This is a genomic window from Selenomonas sp. ND2010 (assembly GCF_000702005.1).
In the GTDB taxonomy this organism is placed as follows: Bacteria; Bacillota; Negativicutes; order Selenomonadales; family Selenomonadaceae; genus Selenomonas_A.
On record NZ_JNKI01000003.1, the window covers coordinates 166,212 to 183,865 of the forward strand.

The window sequence follows — 17,654 nt, forward strand, 5'->3', positions numbered from 1 at the left end:
TCATGCATTATTATACGATATTGTCATTTTTAATACAAGCTTAATAAAGCAGTCTGCCGCTCATTACGTTAGACTGCTTTATGGTTATCCCACACTTGGCACCTTCACCAGCTGGCCGCTTTGCAGCAGGTATAGATACCGTTCTGCCACCGGACGGTTGAGGATTGCTTGTACCGCCTCGCTGTATAAATCCACCTGAATCCGATACCGTCGCAATGCCTTTTCGGGATCTGGACTGCGATCCGTCTTGTAGTCGACCAAAACCAAATTGCCGTCTGCCTCCTCAAACAGCAAATCGATTACGCCTTGGGTAAAGACTTGCTCCTCTTCGGATTTTACCTGCGGATAAAAGCGTTTTGCTGGAAGCATCCGGCTAAACGGAAGTTCCCGCCAAACATTTACCGCCTTACGAAGACGTTCACCAATTTCCGACGCAACAAAGCCCTGTATCCCTTTTATATAAACCACGTCTTTTTGCCCTGGCTGGAGAATGCCACCTAACTCCATGCGTTCCAACTGCTTTTTGATTCCGGCAAAACTCCTATCCCCTTGCAAATCCAAATGCTGCATTGCCGTATGCATAATCGTACCGCGTTCGGCCGCCGATAATCCCTGCCGTGCATCCTGCATAAACTTTGGGCGAGGCCACTCAAAATCCTGCTTTTTCTCTGCTTCAGGAAGCTTTACCAGCAAATTTTGTTCGACGCTTTCGTCCGCCAGTGGTTCCTGCTCCGCGAACCGGTGCTTGATTTCCGTGACCGTAAGCTTTGCTGGTACTTCATCCAAGCCCCCCATGTCGTATTGCCATGACAAGCAGTTTTCTACCTGCTCTTTCTGCGCTGTCCCTGGCATTGGTTCAAAGGCAGCAGCAGCCTCAAGCAATGGGTCCTTATCCAGCTCCCTTGCTACGGTTGCCCCAACTTCAGCCGCCGGAATCAACTGAATCGCAAATTCCGCCTCAGCCTCTGCCGGCAGCAAATCGCTCTCTGCCACCTCGGCTTCCATAAATTCCCGCAGCGCCACACCATCCCGATGACGGGCTATCGCGGGTACCATCCAATCCAGGTATGTTTTGGCCTGACGAATGGCTTGTACCGAAAAACGCTTTTCGGTATCTGCCAAGAGCTGCCCCCAGGTTTTTGCCCGATTTTCCACTTGTGATGGTGACAACGTTCCCGTAACGATGAGTTTTTCCCGAGCACGCGTCAAAGCCACATAAAGGATACGCATCTCTTCGGCCTTGGTCTCATCCACAATCTTATCGGCAATCGCCTGCCAGGGCATCGTATTGTAAATCTGACGACCTGTTCGCGAACGCTCAGCCATTTTCACACCAATGCCCAATTGCTGATGCATCAAAAAAGTCCCTTGTGCATCCCGGAGATTAAATTCCTTGGCGGCATTTGCTAAGATTACTACCGGAAACTCCAGGCCTTTGCTTTTATGAATCGTCATAATGCGCACGACATCCTCGCTGGCTCCCAAAGTACGTGCCACCGAAAGATCCGTCTCTCTTTTTTTGAGGTCATCAATAAACCGCAAAAAGCGGAACAACCCCCGATAATTCGTGCGTTCGTAGTCGGCCGCCCGATCGGCCAGCATACGCAAATTGGCCTGACGAAGCAATCCTCCTTTAAGGCTCCCTACATAATCGTAGTACCCAGTTTCCCGATAAAGCATCCAGATGAGTTCCGGTACACTATGGCTTACGGCATAATTACGCCAAGCGGCCAACTCCTGCTGAAAAGCAGCCGTACGCTCCGCAAGCTTTGAGGAAAGTTGCGTATCCGTTAAAAAGCTGGCCAGCAGCCCGTCATACAAATCACCGTCTTCCGCCGCTAGGCGAATCTCCACCAATTCCTTCATCGAAAAACCGCCAATAGGAGAAGCTAATACCGCGGCTAATGGAATATCCTGCCGCGCATTATCCAAAACAGACAACAGTGCCAGCACAATGCGCACTTCGCTGGCCTCAAAATAACCGCCTCCCACATCTGCATACGCCGAGATACCATTTTTCCGCAAAGTTTCCAGCAAAACATCGGCTTTCCCCTGAACAGCACGCATCAACACCGCAATATCACGCAGCTCCAGCGGACGATACTGATTCGTTTCTTTATCCAGTACCACATGATGTTCCTCCATCAACTGCTGAATCCGGTTGGCAATATGCTGAGCTTCCAGTTCGAAGCCCTCCAACACTTCCTCTTTCCCCTCAGCCTTTTGTTCCTTTTTTTCTCCCAAGAGAATATCCAATTCCAGCGGTCCTGCGAGCGTATTTTCCGCTTTCGGATAGGAAGCACCAGGATGGAGCCTACTGCGTTCATCATATTCAATTTCCACCGCATCCCGGCGCATAATCTGCTCAAAAATAAAATTGATAGGAGCCAGAACTTCTGCCCGACTGCGAAAATTCTTTTTCATTGTAATCAGTTGATTTAATTCTTCCTCCCTGCTTTCTTCGGGAAAACTGTCATATTTTGCCTGAAAAAGATAGGGGTCCGCCAGGCGGAACCGATAGATACTCTGTTTGACATCGCCAACCGTAAAGCGATTATCTTCCCGCGCGATTAGGCTTAATATTGCCTCCTGTACTCCATTGGTATCCTGATATTCATCCACCATGATTTCCTTGTACTGATTTCGAAGGGAAATTGCCGCCTCAGTTGGTATATACTCCGGCTTCTCCTGCATGATTTTTTCCGCATCACCACAAAGAATCTCCAACGCGAAATGCTCCAAATCATTGAAATCAAGGATATTTCGTTCTTTCTTGGCCGCTTGCAGTGCATCGATAAAATCCAAAGTCAGCTGCACATATTGCGTTACTGCTTTGCCGCTGCCCTGTATGCTGCGCCAAAGGTCTTGCTCTCGCTCTAGCAAATATTTTTCTTTTACTTTGCCAAAGTTCTTTTTGACCTTGTCTCGTGTTTTGTCAAACTTTGCCCGCACCTCCGGATACTCCGCCTTCAGTGCCTTGAACTCCTTCTTCGCGAGTCTTATCCAGTTGACCTGTTCTGCGGCCTTCCGTACGGCGTCAAAGCATCCGACAGCTGGCCGCTTTTCACAAATGCGCAGTGCCCCACGAACCGCTTCCAGCTGGTCAATATCCGCCTGCACTGCTTCCACGTAAGGCTTCCATGCATCCTGCAACGCCACAGGCGCACGATCCCCTACGAGCATCGTCAGCCGATCATATTGCCGAATACAGGCATCGATTTCCAGGGCTGCCGCTTTCAATATCCGCTGAAACCACGGCGTTGTAAACAGGCTGTCTGCTAATTCATAGATTTCCTGCTGCCGCTTCAGCCAAGCTTTAGGATAAGGCTGGCTCTGGCTGAAATCATATAGCTTCAATACCGCCTCATAGATGGCATCATCGCCTCGGTCATTGCCATAATCATCCGCAAACGAAAGAAATGCCTCCCATGCCGGAATAGCTTCTGCCAACTCCGGACGTTCGTAACGGTTCTCCAACAACTCTTCCAAAACATCCCGCTTCAGCAAAACCATTTCCTGCTCACCGGCCAAACGGAATTGCGGATCTACCTCCACCGCTTCGATATTTTTGCGAATCACCTGCTGGCAAAAGGAATGAAACGTGGAAATATCTGCACCAGTAAGCAAAACCGTCTGACGTTCCAGCCAAGCAGAAAGCACCGCATTTTCTTCCACGAGCAGCCGCTTTTGCAACGCTCCTTCAATCCGTTCCCGCATTTCTGCCGCGGCCGCACTGGTAAACGTCACCACCAACAGCTCATCGATAGAAAGTTCCCGTTCCATAAGCTGCTTGATGATTCGCTCTACCAGCACTCGCGTCTTTCCCGACCCGGCAGCTGCAGCTACCAGGATATTTTTCCCTCGGGCATCAATTGCCTTCTGTTGGTCGATTGTGTAATCCACGGAGCAAATCCTCCCTTCCTGTGCACTCAGCCATCCGCCGTTCCAGTTCTTCCTCTTCTGCCTGCTCTATGTCATGGTATTCATACCCTGACAGCTCAGGATCGAAACCGCAGAGATCACGATACGCACAATAACTGCAAGCCTTGTATTCCTGATTGTTCTTTACGACGCGATACGGCTTGGCTTTGATTTGTCCCGCAAGAATCTGCCGACCGGTGTCACGTAGAATATAATCCACATAACTAAGCAGCAACGCAAATTCTTCCTGAGTACGCACATAATGCCCCTTCTTGGTTGCTTCATCAAAGCTGCCGTCTTTCTTGCGCTTCAACATCAAATGTCCCAAACCTTTATCGATGCTTTCTATCACTTCTTGGTCTGCGCAAACCCACCCCGGCATGCGCAACTCTGACATGACCTTTGCCGCCAACTCCTTATCCGACAAACGCTTTTCGCTGCTGACGACCGGATTCTTCAGGAAAGCATAAAGCATCCCTGCCGGCAGCCGGTCTTCGCCCTGCTGATGAAAAAGCTGCTGAGCAACCAACACATAAACCAGCAATTGAAGCTTTAACCCGTAATAAACCTCAAACAGGTTGATCGCTGCCTGACCAGTTTTATAATCTACTACCAGGAAATACGGATATTCCTGATGAATATCCAGACGGTCAATCTGCCCCTTGAAGGAAAGACGGAATCCATTCCCCAGTGGCAGCGGCGATAACTGCGCCAAATCCCCAGCATGGCCAAAAGCCTCCTCGAAATAGACCGGCTGAAACTCAGAAAGCGCCGCCCAAGCCGTAAGCTGAGCTACCGCCTGTCCAGCTGTCTCCGCAATACGGCTCTTCAAATGGCGGTAATTCGCACGGCTCAGCAGAATTTCACTCTGCAGTCTCGGTGCCAATTCCTCCACCAGCGACTGACAGATTGTCAGGCGCTTCTCCTCCGGCACCTCTTGCCATCGCCCAGCAAACTCCTCGCGTACCTTCTCCCCATAGGCATGGAGAACCGCGTGGAGCAATTGCCCCAAATCCATATTGCGAAATTGATATTCCCGCCGCTCTTGCAATTTAAGCCCATAAGCCGCAAAATGCGAAAACGGGCACTGACGGAACTTTTCGAACTGAGTCACACTGCCATGGAGGCTTTTTCCCCGTAAATAAATTGCCTGCGCCAGTTGTTCCGGCAGCTGTTCCTCATTCGCCTTAGCAAACAGACCGGACAAAGCCAATTTCAACGGACGCCGAAGTTCCGGCTGCTCCAATGCCCAGTTGTAAACATCTTGCCAAAAAGAAGCCGGCTCTTTTTCCTTAATCCGCGCTTCCTTACGGCTTCGCAATACATTGACCAAACTAGAAATTGCCGGCCGCCCCGCTACCAGCTGCAAATTATCCTCACGCTGCAAAGTCTCCAATGGAATCGAAAGGAATGACAGCTGCACATAAATCTGCTGCAATCGCTGAACAAGCGAGGAAGGCTGCAAACCATTCCCCTCTGCATCAGCTAGCGCATAAGAAATCCACAAATACTCTCGTGCCTCATTAAAACTGCGGTACAACAAAAATTTTTCACCAAAGCTGCGCTCCCGCCCCCCTCGGGAAATCTCTGGAATCTCCATACCTTCCCGATGAAGTTCCTGCAGGGCTTCATCAATATGAAGGCGTTCCGCATCGGTCAACAGCCCTTGCTCTGACGAACGACGCGGCATAATTTCCGCATTGGCCCCCAAGATATAAATAGCCCGAGAATTATCGAGACTGTTCTGGTCAAAGGATGCTAACGTCACATAGTCAAGCCCCGGTGGAATCAGCGAAATCGTCAACGCATCCAAGCCATCACTAAGTACCGCATCAAATTCGGACAAAGTCATGCTTTCCTCGCCACTGATTTCTACAATCTGATCGAGCAGCCCGATACTACCGCCCCAAATCTGACGATGCTCCATAGCATCAGCCAAACGTCCCTCTTTTTCTGCAAATTCCGTCCACTGCGAAAGATGGGTTGGCACATCCAACCGCTCCAAGAAACGATATACCGCTTCCGTCTGACCTCGTACATCGACAGCCTTTCGAATCTCATCTTCCAACTCCGCTAATGGTTCCATAGCCTGACGGCGAAGCGAATCAATGCTGCCAAGTTTTGCAGCCACTGCCTCATCGAGCGATTCTTCCTCATCTTCCCATGCATACCGGCGGTGCCAACTCCACGGATCCGCTTGCGACCAGCGCTTCCGCCCACGAATGCCAAATTCCAGCACATAGTTTTCCAGCTTGTCAATATCTTCTCGAACCAACGGAAAGAAGCCAGTCCGCAGGCAGCGAAATACCGTTTCATACCGCCAGCCTTTTACCACCACTTCCAGCGCTGAACGCATCAGTTCAGCCAATGGATGATGGATACTCGGACGTTTGCTGTCCTGAAAAAAAGGAATTCCGTAATCTTGAAAAACCAATCGCAGAATATCGCCATAAGCTTCCTCGTCCCGAACCAGCACGCCTACCTCGTGATACCGGTAACTTTTTTCTCGAACCAGCCGCCTGATATCAGCCGCCACGGCCTCGACTTCGAGACGCCGATTAGCCGCTTCGGTCAACTTTACCGCATCTTCCGCTGCAACAGCCTGGCCGCCCCGAACAAAGAGCTTTTCTTCCACCTGTCGCAATGGTAATTTCCGGCTCCGATGATTCTCCTCCAAAAGCGTCACCGGATAATTTTCTACCTGCACCGATTGACCGGTCAAATTTCCTGCCAACGCACAAATACTTTCCATCGTACGATAGGAACGCTGAAACAACCCTGTTTCCTGTACATTTTCCGGCAGCTTCAGATTCACCCGGCCATCAGCCAGACGCACACCAGCCATAGGCAGCGTAATATGCACGCGATCTACGGTCTGCAATAACGCTGCTAAGACCTGCTGCTCCTGTGGGTTAAAGAAAATAAACCCGTCTATCCACACCTCCGCCTGCTTCAGAAAAGTGGCTTCCGGTAATTTTTCAGCCAACAGCGTCATCATGTCTTCCGCGTCGTTCGCCCGCCCCTGCATAGCAGTAGCAAACTCATCCGACAACGCAGCGAGTTCCGTCAGTTTACTGGCCAATCGACTGCTGTTCTCCCCGAGTCGGCCACTGGCTTTACGCAGGACATCTGTCGTCAAACGATAACTTTTAAATTCCTTGATCGCATCGGACAAACTAGCCGTAAATCCCCGCTGGCGCGCAGCTCTGGCAAATACATCAAGATCTTTTTTCTTCTGATGCCCTACCAGCAGCTTACGCAGTAACAACCGTCTCCCCACTTCACTGATGCGCGAAATATCCGCTCCACCAGTCTCCAAAAGTACCTGTCTGGCAAAACGACGAAAACCAAACACGTAGCCACGGAAAAAACCCTGCCCTTGCGAAATCGACGATGCCAACTGTCGTTCGACTTTGTAAGTCATGTGCTCTGGCAGCAGCAAAACCAACGAGGGGCCCAAGGGATTCTGTTCCATCTGCTCCCGCATAGCAGCTAAGCATGCATACGTCTTGCCGGTACCAGCCCGGCCAATGATAAAATCAAGTTTCGCTATCATAATATCCTGCCTCTTATCGAAAAAAGAAAGGACATATTCCCATACAAGGAATATGTCCTTTTCCCGCCTAAAATCACATGAAGGAAAACGGCGTTGTTACCCGACGAAGGGTACGCCCACAGCTGCAAGTATCTTCCTCCAACATTACAGCCTGCCCCGTCCGATAGCGAATTAGCGGCATAGCCTCAGCCATAAGGCTGGTGAGAACCAATTCGCCCATCTGATGTGGCTCCGTTACCACCTGATCACTGTTAAACGTGACAATTTCTGGATAAAAATAATCTTCCTGAATGTGGTAACCATTATGCGCTTCACATTGAAAGATTGCAGCAGCCATACCAATTTCTGCCGGCTCATAAAGATTAAAGACCTGGGCCTTGGTACGCTCCTGAATATGGCGCTGCATGGGATTCTGAACCCCCTGAACGTTGCGGCAAATCACGCGGGATAGCGGATAGTCCGCAATGTTCTTGCCTGTAGCCTGCAGCTGAATAATCAGTTGCATGATAAGCTGTGGCGTACTCACCAAAGTATCCATGCCTACGAGCTCCATCAAACGAAGCCACTGCCGGTAATCAGTTCCCATCGGAACGACCGCTGCCCCAATCATTTCCAGTGCATACTGAACATCCAACAACCGGCTGTCCGACAAGTCACCCTGCAACGCAACGATAGATGCATTGGTAATGCCGGCAGCCACTAAGCAACGGGTCATCATCTCCACATTATGTGCGACATCGCCATTGGTATAAAGTTTCGTGATTTCCCCAATCTCCTGCTGCATGACATTAAACCGCAGGATTCCCGAAATTGGTATTGTCAAGATATCCAATGCCTCAATCTGATAAAGCGTATTGCGCTCCAGGAAAGGAAACTTCGCAATGTCTTCCAGACTGTGAAGATCCTCATGGGAGACTCCCTTTTTCGTAAATTGCTGCTGATAGAAAAAGCTTTTCTCCTCAGCCCATCTTAACTGCTTCTTTAATCGCTGAAGCTGGAGCTCTCGCATCCTATCCATATCTAATTGTTCAATCTGCTGATTTGCGTACATGACTTAGCTCCATTCAACGTTAGTAATCATTTGTTTTACGTTAATGGTTTCTGATAGAAGAACGGCTGGAAGCTGGTATAGCCCAATTTGCGGAAATTCAAGATTGCCTCAGTAGCTCCCACAAACAGGATACCACCCGGCTTCAGTGCCTTGAAGAAGTTTGCATAAAGCTGATCCTTCGCTTCCTCCGTAAAGTAAATGACAACATTGCGGCAAAGAATCAAATCAAATCCCTCTTCGAACTTATCTTTCAAGAGATTATGACGTTTAAACTCAATGCAGTCCTTGATTTCCTGCTTTACGGCGTACTTATCGCCTTCTACCACATCAAAATATTTTGCCCGACGCTGCGGGGTCATAGCCTTGAGCTCATTATCGGTATAAATACCGCGCTTTGCCTTGGCAAGAATTTCAACATCCAAATCCGAAGCCAGGATGCGATGACGGACATTCGGTGTCATCTCTTTCATGATCATCGCCAAAGAATACGGTTCCGCACCGATAGAACATCCTGCGCTCCAGATATTCAGCTTTGACGAACGAGTTAAAAGGTCTGGGATAACATCAGTCTCCAGCTTGCCGAATTTCTCCGGCGTACGGAAAAACTCCGACACGTTAATAGTCAGATACTCAATGAACGAAGCAAAATCGTCCTTATCTTTTGCGACCTGGTCAAAGTAGGCACAATACGAATCCATCCCAGCTCTGGTAACCAGATTGCCGATACGGCGCTTCATCTGTGGCTCCTTGTAGAGATCCAAATCAATCTCGGTCTTCGCCTTAAGCTTCCGTTTGAATTCTTCCCAGTCTTTTTCATCCATCATAGGTATTTCCCTCCCTATTTCCTCTTACATATTCCTACATCGTGAAGAAAACGTAACTATAATTCTATAGTGTATAGTATTCACGATACGCCAGCAAAATCCTGCTAGGAATGGGCAGGGAACGAAAATAAATTAGTCGATGTCAAATACCGTCCGTGACGATTTAGCCTCTTCTTTCGGAAGGATGATATGAAGGACTCCGTTTTCATAAGAGACCGATACATCTTCTTTTTTGATTCCATCAATCAGGAATGTCCGCTCAAACTCTCCCGTACGGCGTTCCCGGCAGAGGAACTTGACCTGCATATCGCTCTCCTGCCGTTCGGCTCGGATTCGTAAGTAATGGTTATCATCATAGGATACGTTTATCTGTTCTTTATAAAACCCGGGAAGCTCAGCAAAAAGCTCATACGCCGCCTCTGTCGAAATCACGTCCACGCGAAATGGCGATAAGGCGCTGCTGACTTTCCCCATCGGATTAAACGGCTGATCTGCCATAAACTCCAAAGCTTTTTCCAATGCCTCACGACCGCGTTCAGCATTTTCCCGCAGGTTAAATGGTACTGTCCGGAACATAAAAATCGCCTCCATAATAGAACATTTCCTACTGTCAGTACTATTATAACGCTATTGTCCGAATTTTGTCGACAGACAAAATCTTTCCCAACAAAATTCTAAAAAATGTCTCCAGCACTAAGCCAGAGACATCCTATAGACATTATCCTTTATTTTCGCTGGGGAAACTTTGCCAAAACTTCGCTGCAATCCTGAACGACTTCCACTGTTCCCAGATAATTTCCCTCTTCCCCGTAAACTGCCATATACTTCACCAGTATGGGTTTCCCCATGATATAGCGGGCAACTACCAAGGCTTCACGCTTCTTGGCCCGAAAATCTGCCAGTAAATTCTTGACCACTGGAACAATCTGCGGTGGATGACACTCAAAAACCAACCTTCCTAGCGCGGCTTTCGGCCGCGGGAAAACATTGCCTTCATTAATGAAGAAGCGCAACCTATCCTGCTCATCAATGAAGGTTATGTCCACCGGAAGCAAGGAAAACATTGCCCGCAACTGCTTTACAGTAAGTTCACCAGTCGGCAGCTGAACTTTCCCCGCCAAAATTTCCTGCTCTATCGTCTTCTGGAGTTCTGAATCTGCCCAAGCAGCGCCCGCATCCCATACCGGTGGCTCCTCAACAAACACAATCCCCATGTCCGGAAAATCCCGATAGATACGCATCCATTCTTCTGTGGTGAAATAGTTTAAGCAAAGCGGGAACAAAATACGCTCTTCTTTGGCAGCCATTCCTTGGACGCGCTTCATTAGCGCAGCAATCCGTCCTTTATATAACAGAACGTTGTCTGCATCTTCCTTTATCGCCCGCGTCAGAGTTCCAAGCTCTTTCTTGATTTCATCATCTTCATTCCACATGACCTGTGAAGGGCCCGTAACACCATAATTGTATAAGAGCGGCATCAGCAATTCTTCCTTTTTGGCATAGTGGTTACGGATAGCATTCAATGCCGTCATAGCCTCGATTACCACCGCGGTATCGATTGTTGCACTTACACACTGTCCTTCGATTACCGTCCGGATTTTTTCCATGCCATCATTTTCTGCCCGCATCAAGGCGATTGGATGCCCCTCTTCCAACACCATGCCAGCTGCCGTTTCAATTTGTGCCGTTTTCAACTGACAGACTTCGTTGATATCATTCCCCACAGTTTCAAAACCATGTGCCGCCAGCAGCGCAATCACCTTTTCCATCGGAATATTGCGCACAGCTGCACCACGCGGCAATGTCATAATATTTCCCATTGCCTTCAATGCAGCGGGGTTCAAGATTTTCTCTAACCCAAGTTCTGCCAATATATCTATCAATTCGGGATAAGCCTTTACCAATTCCGCTACTGTCAGCTTCAAATCGATTCGCTTCATTATATCTCCTCATCTCTGCTGTTCTTACCTTAATCCAAATGACCCCTTTATTATACGAACTGCTTCTACATCCGTCTGTTGCAACGGTTACATAGCTCTCTGCTAATTGTTTTTCTCTCCCCCTTGCAAATTTCCTTTCCAGGCATTATGATAGAAGCGGTTATTTAATATATTTTTAAAATATATACTGCTTGTTCAATATATTATAAATGTATAGAGGGGATATTTTACACCTATGGACTTAAAACAATTGAATTATTTCCTAACCGTTGTAAACGAGCAACAGATTACAGCGGCCGCCAAAAAACTCCATATGGCACAGCCACCGCTCTCCCAGCAAATGAAACTGCTAGAAGAGGAGCTCGGAACCCAGCTTTTTAAACGTGGGCCTCATCGCATTGCGCTCACCGATGCGGGCCGGCTCTTAGCCCGTCGCGCCCAGCAACTGCTCGATATGGCCGACTCCACCACCCGGGAAATCGCCGATCTATGCCAAGGACTTCGCGGGACACTTTCCATCGGAACGATTTCTTCCTCAGGAAGCATCTTATTAAGCCCAGGACTGCAAACTTTCCATGAAGAATTCCGCGATGTCCACTTCGAAATTCACGATGCCAACACCTACCAACTTATCGAGCTATTAGAACAGGGCATTATCGAAATCGGCATCGTCCGAACTCCTTTCAATGCCAGTCAATTTCACTGCGAATACCTTAGCTCTGAACCCATGGCCGTCGCAATGACCAGTCAATTAGACTGGTGTCCGGATAGAACTTCTATCCAGCTGGCGGAACTAGCGAAACGCCCGCTGATTGTCTATCGGCGCTTTAATCAGCTGCTTGCCGACGCCTTTACCGCCAAAAGCATCCAGCCCGAAATCTATTGCCGCAACGACGATGCCCGCACGACAGTACTTTGGGCCAATGCCGGTCTCGGCATCGCTCTCGCTCCATTATCTGCCATGAAGCTTGCCGCCCATGAAAATCTTCATATCAAAACCATCGAAGAGCCATCTCTCGAAACAAAAATTGCAGTCATCTGGCGCCGTGACACCTATCTATCCCATATCGGCCAAAAGTTTCTGACCGCCCTATGCGGAAAACCAATCCCTGACGCGAAATAACCAGCAGGAGGAATCATTATGTCTAACGAAGAATTGAAATCCGTCGCCGCATCCTGTCCCAACTTCTATTGGAAACTGTTCCAATCGACGTTTTTAATCAGTGCCTTTACCGTAGGCGGCGGCTTTGTCATCATTCCGCTATTGCGGGCCAAATACGTGGATGAATACGGCTGGCTTAACGATAAAGACACGCTGAATCTCGTCTCCATCGCCCAATCTATGCCAGGCATCGTAGCCGTCAACGCTTCAATTATTCTTGGCTACCGCATGGCGGGGGTACGCGGCGCCCTGACGGCCCTGTCCGCCACCATCCTGCCCCCCCTCTTCACCCTCTCCCTTATCGCCTGCGCCTATGACTGGTTTGCTTCCAATCAATATGTCCGCTACCTGCTAAAAGGCATGCAATGCGGCGCTACCGCACTGATTGTCAACGTTTCCATTGATCTGCTGCACAAACAGCTGAAGAAGAAACTGCTTCTTCCCCTGGCTATCATCGCCGGCACCTTCCTTGCCAATTTCTGCTTCGATGTCAACATCATGCTGCTGATTATCTTCGACGGTCTTCTAGGGCTCCTGTTCCTGCGCAGCCATGAGTATGGAAAATAAGGAGGTTTTATTATGATTTACCTGACTCTGTTTTTTGAATTCGCAAAAGTAGCTATTTTCTGTGTAGGGGGAGGATATGCCTCCATGCCACTGATTCAGTCGGCTGTTGTCGACACCTATCACTGGCTGACACTCGCTGAATTCGTAGATATTTTCACCATTTCTCAGATGACACCGGGACCGATTGGCATCAACGCCGCCACCTTTGCTGGCATGAAAATTGCCGGAATCCCCGGCGCCATTTCGGCTACCATCGGCTTTTGTACGCCGTCTTTTATCCTCGGCATCCTGCTGGCAAGACTTTTTTTCAAATACGGCGATATCGGCCCGATTCGCGGAATCCTGAACGGTCTACGCCCGGCAGTAATCGCCTTGATTGCTGCAGCAGGCATAAGCTTTATCATCCTGTCCCTCTGGAACGAAGAAAAACTCCCGGCTGACCTTTCCACTATCGATCCCATCGGCATCGCCATCCTAGTTGGTTCACTGATAGCCGTCCGCCGAAAAATCGGGGTCATAAAACTGCTGGCAGGCTCCGGGCTTGCTGGTCTTGCACTAGGAATCATAAAACAACTCGTATAAAAAAACGGCGCAGATTGTACAGTCTGCGCCGTTTTTGCCATCAGCAGAATAATTTTCCACCAATAATCGTCTGTTTTATATTCACTTCTTCATCAAAAATGACCACATCTGCCCGTTTGCCCGGTTCCAGCGAACCAAGCTCTTCATAAAGGTTCAACTCCATAGCTGGCGTCTTCGTTACCATTTCAATAACCTGAGCCAATGGTGCACCAGTATTTTCCCAGAAAATCTTGATACAACGGTTCATGGTCGCCACACTACCTGCAATCGTGCCATCTTCGAGCGTTGCGAGTTCTCCCTTGACGAACACCTTCTGCCCGCCAAGCTCGGAGGGGCCGTCCCCAACACCACAAGCTCTTAAAGAATCCGTAATCAAAATGATATTCTTGCCGCCCTTAGCATGATACAAAAGGCGCTGGGCTGCTGGATGCGAGTGGACATTGTCGGCAATGATTTCACAATTCGCCGTCGAGTCCAACGCCGCACCAACCACACCAGGATTGCGATGGTGGAACGGCGTCATGGCATTGTAAAGATGCGTGATATGATGAACGCCATGCTTTGTTACCGCCTCCATCACCGTCTCATAATCTGCGGCTGTATGTCCGATAGAAACCGTAATCCCCACTTCTTCACAAAGCTCCACAAAACGGTAGTCCGGCAATTCCTCCGGTGCCAACGTTATGATGCGAACCACATCCTGCCAAGGTTCTACCAACTCAAAATCAGCGGGACGAATATTGCACTCCGCCTGAGCTCCCTTCTTCGCTGGGCTGATAAAGGGGCCCTCCATATGCGCACCGAGAATCCGAGCACCTTCTGGCGGCTGCTGCTGATAGTGGCGAATATGCGCAAAGGCTTTCGCCACATCCTCCCAAGCACAAGTCATCGTAGTGGGCAGGAACCCAGTGACACCAGTCTTAGCCTGCAAGCGGCTCATGCGCGGTAATGCCATTTCCTCATCATCCATGGTGTCCATGCCGTCACAGCCGTGAATATGCACATTGAGGAACCCCGGCGAAACATAGCCGCCTTTGGCGTCAATCGTTTCCTCAATCGCCATAGCTGCCGCTTCGCTGTCAGAAACGATCCCCTTGATTCGCTCGCCTTCGCAGAGAATGACCTTTCCCGTCTGTATTGTAAAATCACCCTGCTCATCCGGCAGAATGCATTTGCCATTGATTATTGCCAGCATCTTCAATCCTCCACATAATGACTAAAACTACCGATGACCAGCTGCGGAAATTCTTTATGCAAGGTCTCGATAAAAGTTCGGGTTCCCACCGCTTTCCCCTGCGGTTCCGGCATGATATCCAGGAACGCATCTGGGTCGATATTGAGATTGCGCACCTGGATCATCTGAACCGGCAACTCACGGAAGAAATCCTGCCATGCCGCCAATTCTTCCTCCCGGTCATTGAAGCCCGGGAAGTAAAGGAGATTCAGCGAGACATAGACACCGTGATCCAAGGCATAGCGAATCGACTCTTTGACATTTTCCAGATGATAGCTGGCCCGATAATAGGCATCATAGCCCTCATCACGGGCACTAATAATCGAAACCCGCAGCGAATCGAGTCCGGCATCAACGATTTTCTTGACGCCCTCCGTCCAGCCAACATTGGAATTCATATTAATCTGCCCCTTGTCGGTCTGTTCACGTATCAACTTAATGCCTGCCGCAATATTATCAGCAGCCAGCGACGGTTCCCCTTCACAGCCCTGACCAAAACTGATGATACCATCCGGTGCCACCGAAAGATGATATACACCTACCTCAGCAATCTCCTCCGGCGTCGGACGGAATTTGATGCGTTCCTGCGGCGACGGGCAGCATTCAGCAGGCTGCAGGGAAATACAGCCAAAGCAATTGGCATTGCAGACAGGTGACGTAGGAATGCCACACTCCCAACGACGATAAAAGAGATTCTGCGCCGTGCAGCAATGCCACTTGAGGCTGCAGCCTCCCACCTGCTCCACAATGCGGTTTCCCGGCAAGTCCTTCTTGGTACGTTTGACCAGATTCTTCAAGTCTTTCGTATTGTAGTGAATCGGGTCCCATTTATGATTTTCATCGGTATAGACCGCCGCACAATAGAGTTCGTCCTTGTAGACGACAACCGCCGTGTACCCGTATAAGGGCAGTCGCTGGGCCTCCTCAGCCCGCTCATAGGCTGGCAGATAAAGTCGGGTATAGCCTGCTGGCAGAATGGCGGCTACCGCCAGTCCGCTTATTGGCATAACTTCGCCATCCTCCGCACAGCCCACCGCCAAATGGTCCGGTAACAGCATGAGGTCCGCACTCTCCGGCAGCGGTATCAAATCTTCCGGTTTCAGCAGGATGTTCTCACGCCCCGTGCGGCCCATTCCCTGCATCCCCGGTGCATCCAAAATATTGCCGTCTTCATCAGCATAGACGGCGGTAATCCTTTCACCCATTGACTGCTTCTCCCTCCTGTACCTCTTCTGGCTTGACTTTTTTCTTTTTTGCCTTCTTCGGATTATACTGATTCATGGCCTTATCCACATCATCCGTTACAATGCATTCCACCGCCGGAACCAAATATTTGATGGCCTCGTCAATTTTCGGCACATCCTCCGGCACAAAGGGTGCCAGTACATGGTTGACGACCGTCCAGCCTGGCAGCGGACGACCGATTCCTATACGCACGCGGGCAAAGTGCTCATCTCCCACGTGAGCTAGCACGGATTTGATTCCATTATGACCGCCCGCGCTCCCCTTTTTGCGAATGCGGATGGTTCCCGCCGGGATATCCATATCATCATGGACCACGATAAGATCCTCTACATCGAGTTTGTAGAAATTCATCAGCGGGCCAATCGCCTGTCCACTCTCATTCATATACGTCTGAGGCTTCACCAGCAGAACTTTTTCCACACCAATGCGCGCCTCACCAATCTTCGCATCGAACTTATCCTTCCAGTCTGTGACCCCCAATTTTTCTGCCAGAGCATCCACAAACATAAAACCAACATTGTGTTTGGTCTTCTCATATTCACTGCCTGGATTTCCCAGACCAGCAATTATTTTCATTATCTTCGTCACTCCATTTCAAAACGGTATTCCTTATTATAACGCCGTTATTCCAATTTCGCCACCGGCAAAACTTCGCACTTCCACCAATAAATGAAAACGAGAATCCCATCTTGAGCACCGACTCTAAGATGGGATTCCCGTTTTATCAGTTATTCGCAGTCGGATCGCCGATCATCAACAAATAAGCAATGACCACGATACCGAGGATAATGCGGTACCAACCGAAGGCCTTAAAATCATTGGTCTTGATATAGCTCATCAGGAATTTAATGGACAAAATCGAGACGATAAACGCAGTGACCATTCCTACCAGCAAAATAACGAGTTCCGAACTACTGAAATCCAAACCGAACTTCACGATCTTCAAGAGGCTTGCACCGAACATGACCGGAATCGCCAAGAAGAATGTAAACTCTGCGGCTACATAACGGCTCGTACCAAAAATGATACCACCAAGAATCGTTGAACCGGAACGGCTGGTGCCCGGAATCAACGACAAGACTTGAAACACACCAATAATAAAGGCTGTCTTGTAATCCAATCGCGCCAAATCGTTGATACGCGGCCGGCGATGCTTGTTGTAATTCTCAACCAGAATGAACATGATACCGTAGAAGATAAGCGATGCCGCTACCACTTGAGCCGTCATGAAATGCTTTTCCATATAGTCATTGAACAAGAGTCCAATAACAGCTGCCGGAACGCAGGCAAAAAGGACCTTCTTCCAAAGACTGAACGTTTCCCTCTTCTCTTGCCTCGTCTTCCACGATGACCAGGGATTGAGTTTCTCGAAATTAAGGGCTACGACTGCCAAAATGGCACCCAACTGGATAACGACCAAGAACATATCCATAAACGATTTACTGACATTTAACTGGATGAACTCATCCACCAAAATCATATGTCCCGTACTTGATACCGGCAACCATTCCGTCAAGCCTTCCACCACACCGAGAATGATGGTCTTCAACAAATCCATTATACTCAAATCCA

13 protein-coding genes are annotated in these 17,654 nt (G+C 49.1%); 3 read left to right on the forward strand and 10 right to left on the reverse strand.

Annotated features, from left to right (window positions below; all coding sequences use genetic code 11):
* Window positions 1–84 precede the first annotated feature (84 nt).
* From addA to T504_RS0103615, 6 genes are all read right to left on the reverse strand, one after another.
* Entirely contained in the window at window positions 85–3,903 is a 3,819-nt protein-coding gene (gene addA / locus T504_RS0103590; protein ID WP_033169682.1) for a helicase-exonuclease AddAB subunit AddA, read from the reverse strand.
* The gene (gene addB, locus T504_RS0103595) at window positions 3,869–7,477 is read right to left on the reverse strand and encodes a helicase-exonuclease AddAB subunit AddB (protein WP_033169683.1); all 3,609 of its coding nucleotides are present in this window, start codon (window positions 7,475–7,477) and stop codon (window positions 3,869–3,871) included. The genes addA and addB overlap by 35 nt, the downstream gene beginning before the upstream one ends.
* Before the next feature lie 73 nt (window positions 7,478–7,550).
* On the reverse strand, window positions 7,551–8,528 hold the full coding sequence (locus T504_RS0103600) for a phenylacetate--CoA ligase family protein (RefSeq protein ID WP_033169684.1): 978 nt from the start codon (window positions 8,526–8,528) through the stop codon (window positions 7,551–7,553).
* A 35-nt stretch (window positions 8,529–8,563) separates the two neighbouring features.
* Complete coding sequence (locus T504_RS0103605) at window positions 8,564–9,352, reverse strand: CheR family methyltransferase (protein ID WP_033169685.1); 789 nt, start codon at window positions 9,350–9,352, stop codon at window positions 8,564–8,566.
* 132 nt (window positions 9,353–9,484) lie between these two features.
* Window positions 9,485–9,928 carry an Hsp20 family protein gene (locus tag T504_RS0103610; protein WP_033169686.1) on the reverse strand — a complete coding sequence of 148 codons (444 nt, stop codon included), beginning with the start codon at window positions 9,926–9,928 and terminating at the stop codon, window positions 9,485–9,487.
* Window positions 9,929–10,077: 149 nt separating this feature from the next.
* Complete coding sequence (locus T504_RS0103615; protein ID WP_033169687.1) at window positions 10,078–11,295, reverse strand: PAS domain-containing protein; 1,218 nt, start codon at window positions 11,293–11,295, stop codon at window positions 10,078–10,080.
* Between the two features lie 232 nt (window positions 11,296–11,527).
* On the opposite strand from T504_RS0103615, the gene T504_RS0103620 reads away from it, so the two are divergent.
* Genes T504_RS0103620 through T504_RS0103630 form a run of 3 tightly spaced genes read left to right on the forward strand, consistent with a single transcriptional unit; the run spans window position 11,528 to window position 13,603 of the window.
* Window positions 11,528–12,415 carry a LysR family transcriptional regulator gene (locus T504_RS0103620; RefSeq protein ID WP_033169688.1) on the forward strand — a complete coding sequence of 296 codons (888 nt, stop codon included), beginning with the start codon at window positions 11,528–11,530 and terminating at the stop codon, window positions 12,413–12,415.
* A gap of 18 nt (window positions 12,416–12,433) precedes the next feature.
* Window positions 12,434–13,021 (forward strand): chromate transporter, encoded by a 588-nt coding sequence (locus tag T504_RS0103625; RefSeq protein WP_033169689.1) that lies wholly within the window; start codon window positions 12,434–12,436, stop codon window positions 13,019–13,021.
* Between the two features lie 12 nt (window positions 13,022–13,033).
* Window positions 13,034–13,603, forward strand: coding sequence for a chromate transporter (locus T504_RS0103630; protein ID WP_033169690.1), 570 nt, complete (start codon window positions 13,034–13,036; stop codon window positions 13,601–13,603).
* A 40-nt stretch (window positions 13,604–13,643) separates the two neighbouring features.
* On the opposite strand, the gene nagA is transcribed toward T504_RS0103630, so the two are convergent.
* The 4 genes from nagA to T504_RS0103650 form a co-directional block, all read right to left on the reverse strand.
* Complete coding sequence (gene nagA / locus T504_RS0103635; protein ID WP_033169691.1) at window positions 13,644–14,798, reverse strand: N-acetylglucosamine-6-phosphate deacetylase; 1,155 nt, start codon at window positions 14,796–14,798, stop codon at window positions 13,644–13,646.
* 2 nt (window positions 14,799–14,800) lie between these two features.
* On the reverse strand, window positions 14,801–16,042 hold the full coding sequence (locus T504_RS0103640) for a radical SAM family protein (protein ID WP_033169692.1): 1,242 nt from the start codon (window positions 16,040–16,042) through the stop codon (window positions 14,801–14,803).
* On the reverse strand, window positions 16,035–16,658 hold the full coding sequence (pth, locus tag T504_RS0103645; protein WP_033169693.1) for an aminoacyl-tRNA hydrolase: 624 nt from the start codon (window positions 16,656–16,658) through the stop codon (window positions 16,035–16,037). Before pth ends, T504_RS0103640 begins: the two co-directional genes overlap by 8 nt.
* Before the next feature lie 148 nt (window positions 16,659–16,806).
* Window positions 16,807–17,640 carry an undecaprenyl-diphosphate phosphatase gene (locus tag T504_RS0103650; protein ID WP_033169694.1) on the reverse strand — a complete coding sequence of 278 codons (834 nt, stop codon included), beginning with the start codon at window positions 17,638–17,640 and terminating at the stop codon, window positions 16,807–16,809.
* Window positions 17,641–17,654 lie beyond the last annotated feature (14 nt).

Bases quoted from the DNA above. Each gene is read 5' to 3' on its own strand.
- nagA (WP_033169691.1), bottom strand. From the start codon at position 14,798: ATGCTGGCAATAATCAATGGCAAATGCATTCTGCCGGATGAGCAGGGT.
- T504_RS0103620 (WP_033169688.1), top strand. From the start codon at position 11,528: ATGGACTTAAAACAATTGAATTATTTCCTAACCGTTGTAAACGAGCAA.
- T504_RS0103605 (WP_033169685.1), bottom strand. From the start codon at position 9,352: ATGATGGATGAAAAAGACTGGGAAGAATTCAAACGGAAGCTTAAGGCG.
- T504_RS0103640 (WP_033169692.1), bottom strand. From the start codon at position 16,042: ATGGGTGAAAGGATTACCGCCGTCTATGCTGATGAAGACGGCAATATT.
- T504_RS0103630 (WP_033169690.1), top strand. From the start codon at position 13,034: ATGATTTACCTGACTCTGTTTTTTGAATTCGCAAAAGTAGCTATTTTC.
- T504_RS0103610 (WP_033169686.1), bottom strand. From the start codon at position 9,928: ATGTTCCGGACAGTACCATTTAACCTGCGGGAAAATGCTGAACGCGGT.
- pth (WP_033169693.1), bottom strand. From the start codon at position 16,658: ATGAAAATAATTGCTGGTCTGGGAAATCCAGGCAGTGAATATGAGAAG.
- T504_RS0103650 (WP_033169694.1), bottom strand. From the start codon at position 17,640: ATGGATTTGTTGAAGACCATCATTCTCGGTGTGGTGGAAGGCTTGACG.
- T504_RS0103600 (WP_033169684.1), bottom strand. From the start codon at position 8,528: ATGTACGCAAATCAGCAGATTGAACAATTAGATATGGATAGGATGCGA.
- addB (WP_033169683.1), bottom strand. From the start codon at position 7,477: ATGATAGCGAAACTTGATTTTATCATTGGCCGGGCTGGTACCGGCAAG.
- T504_RS0103625 (WP_033169689.1), top strand. From the start codon at position 12,434: ATGTCTAACGAAGAATTGAAATCCGTCGCCGCATCCTGTCCCAACTTC.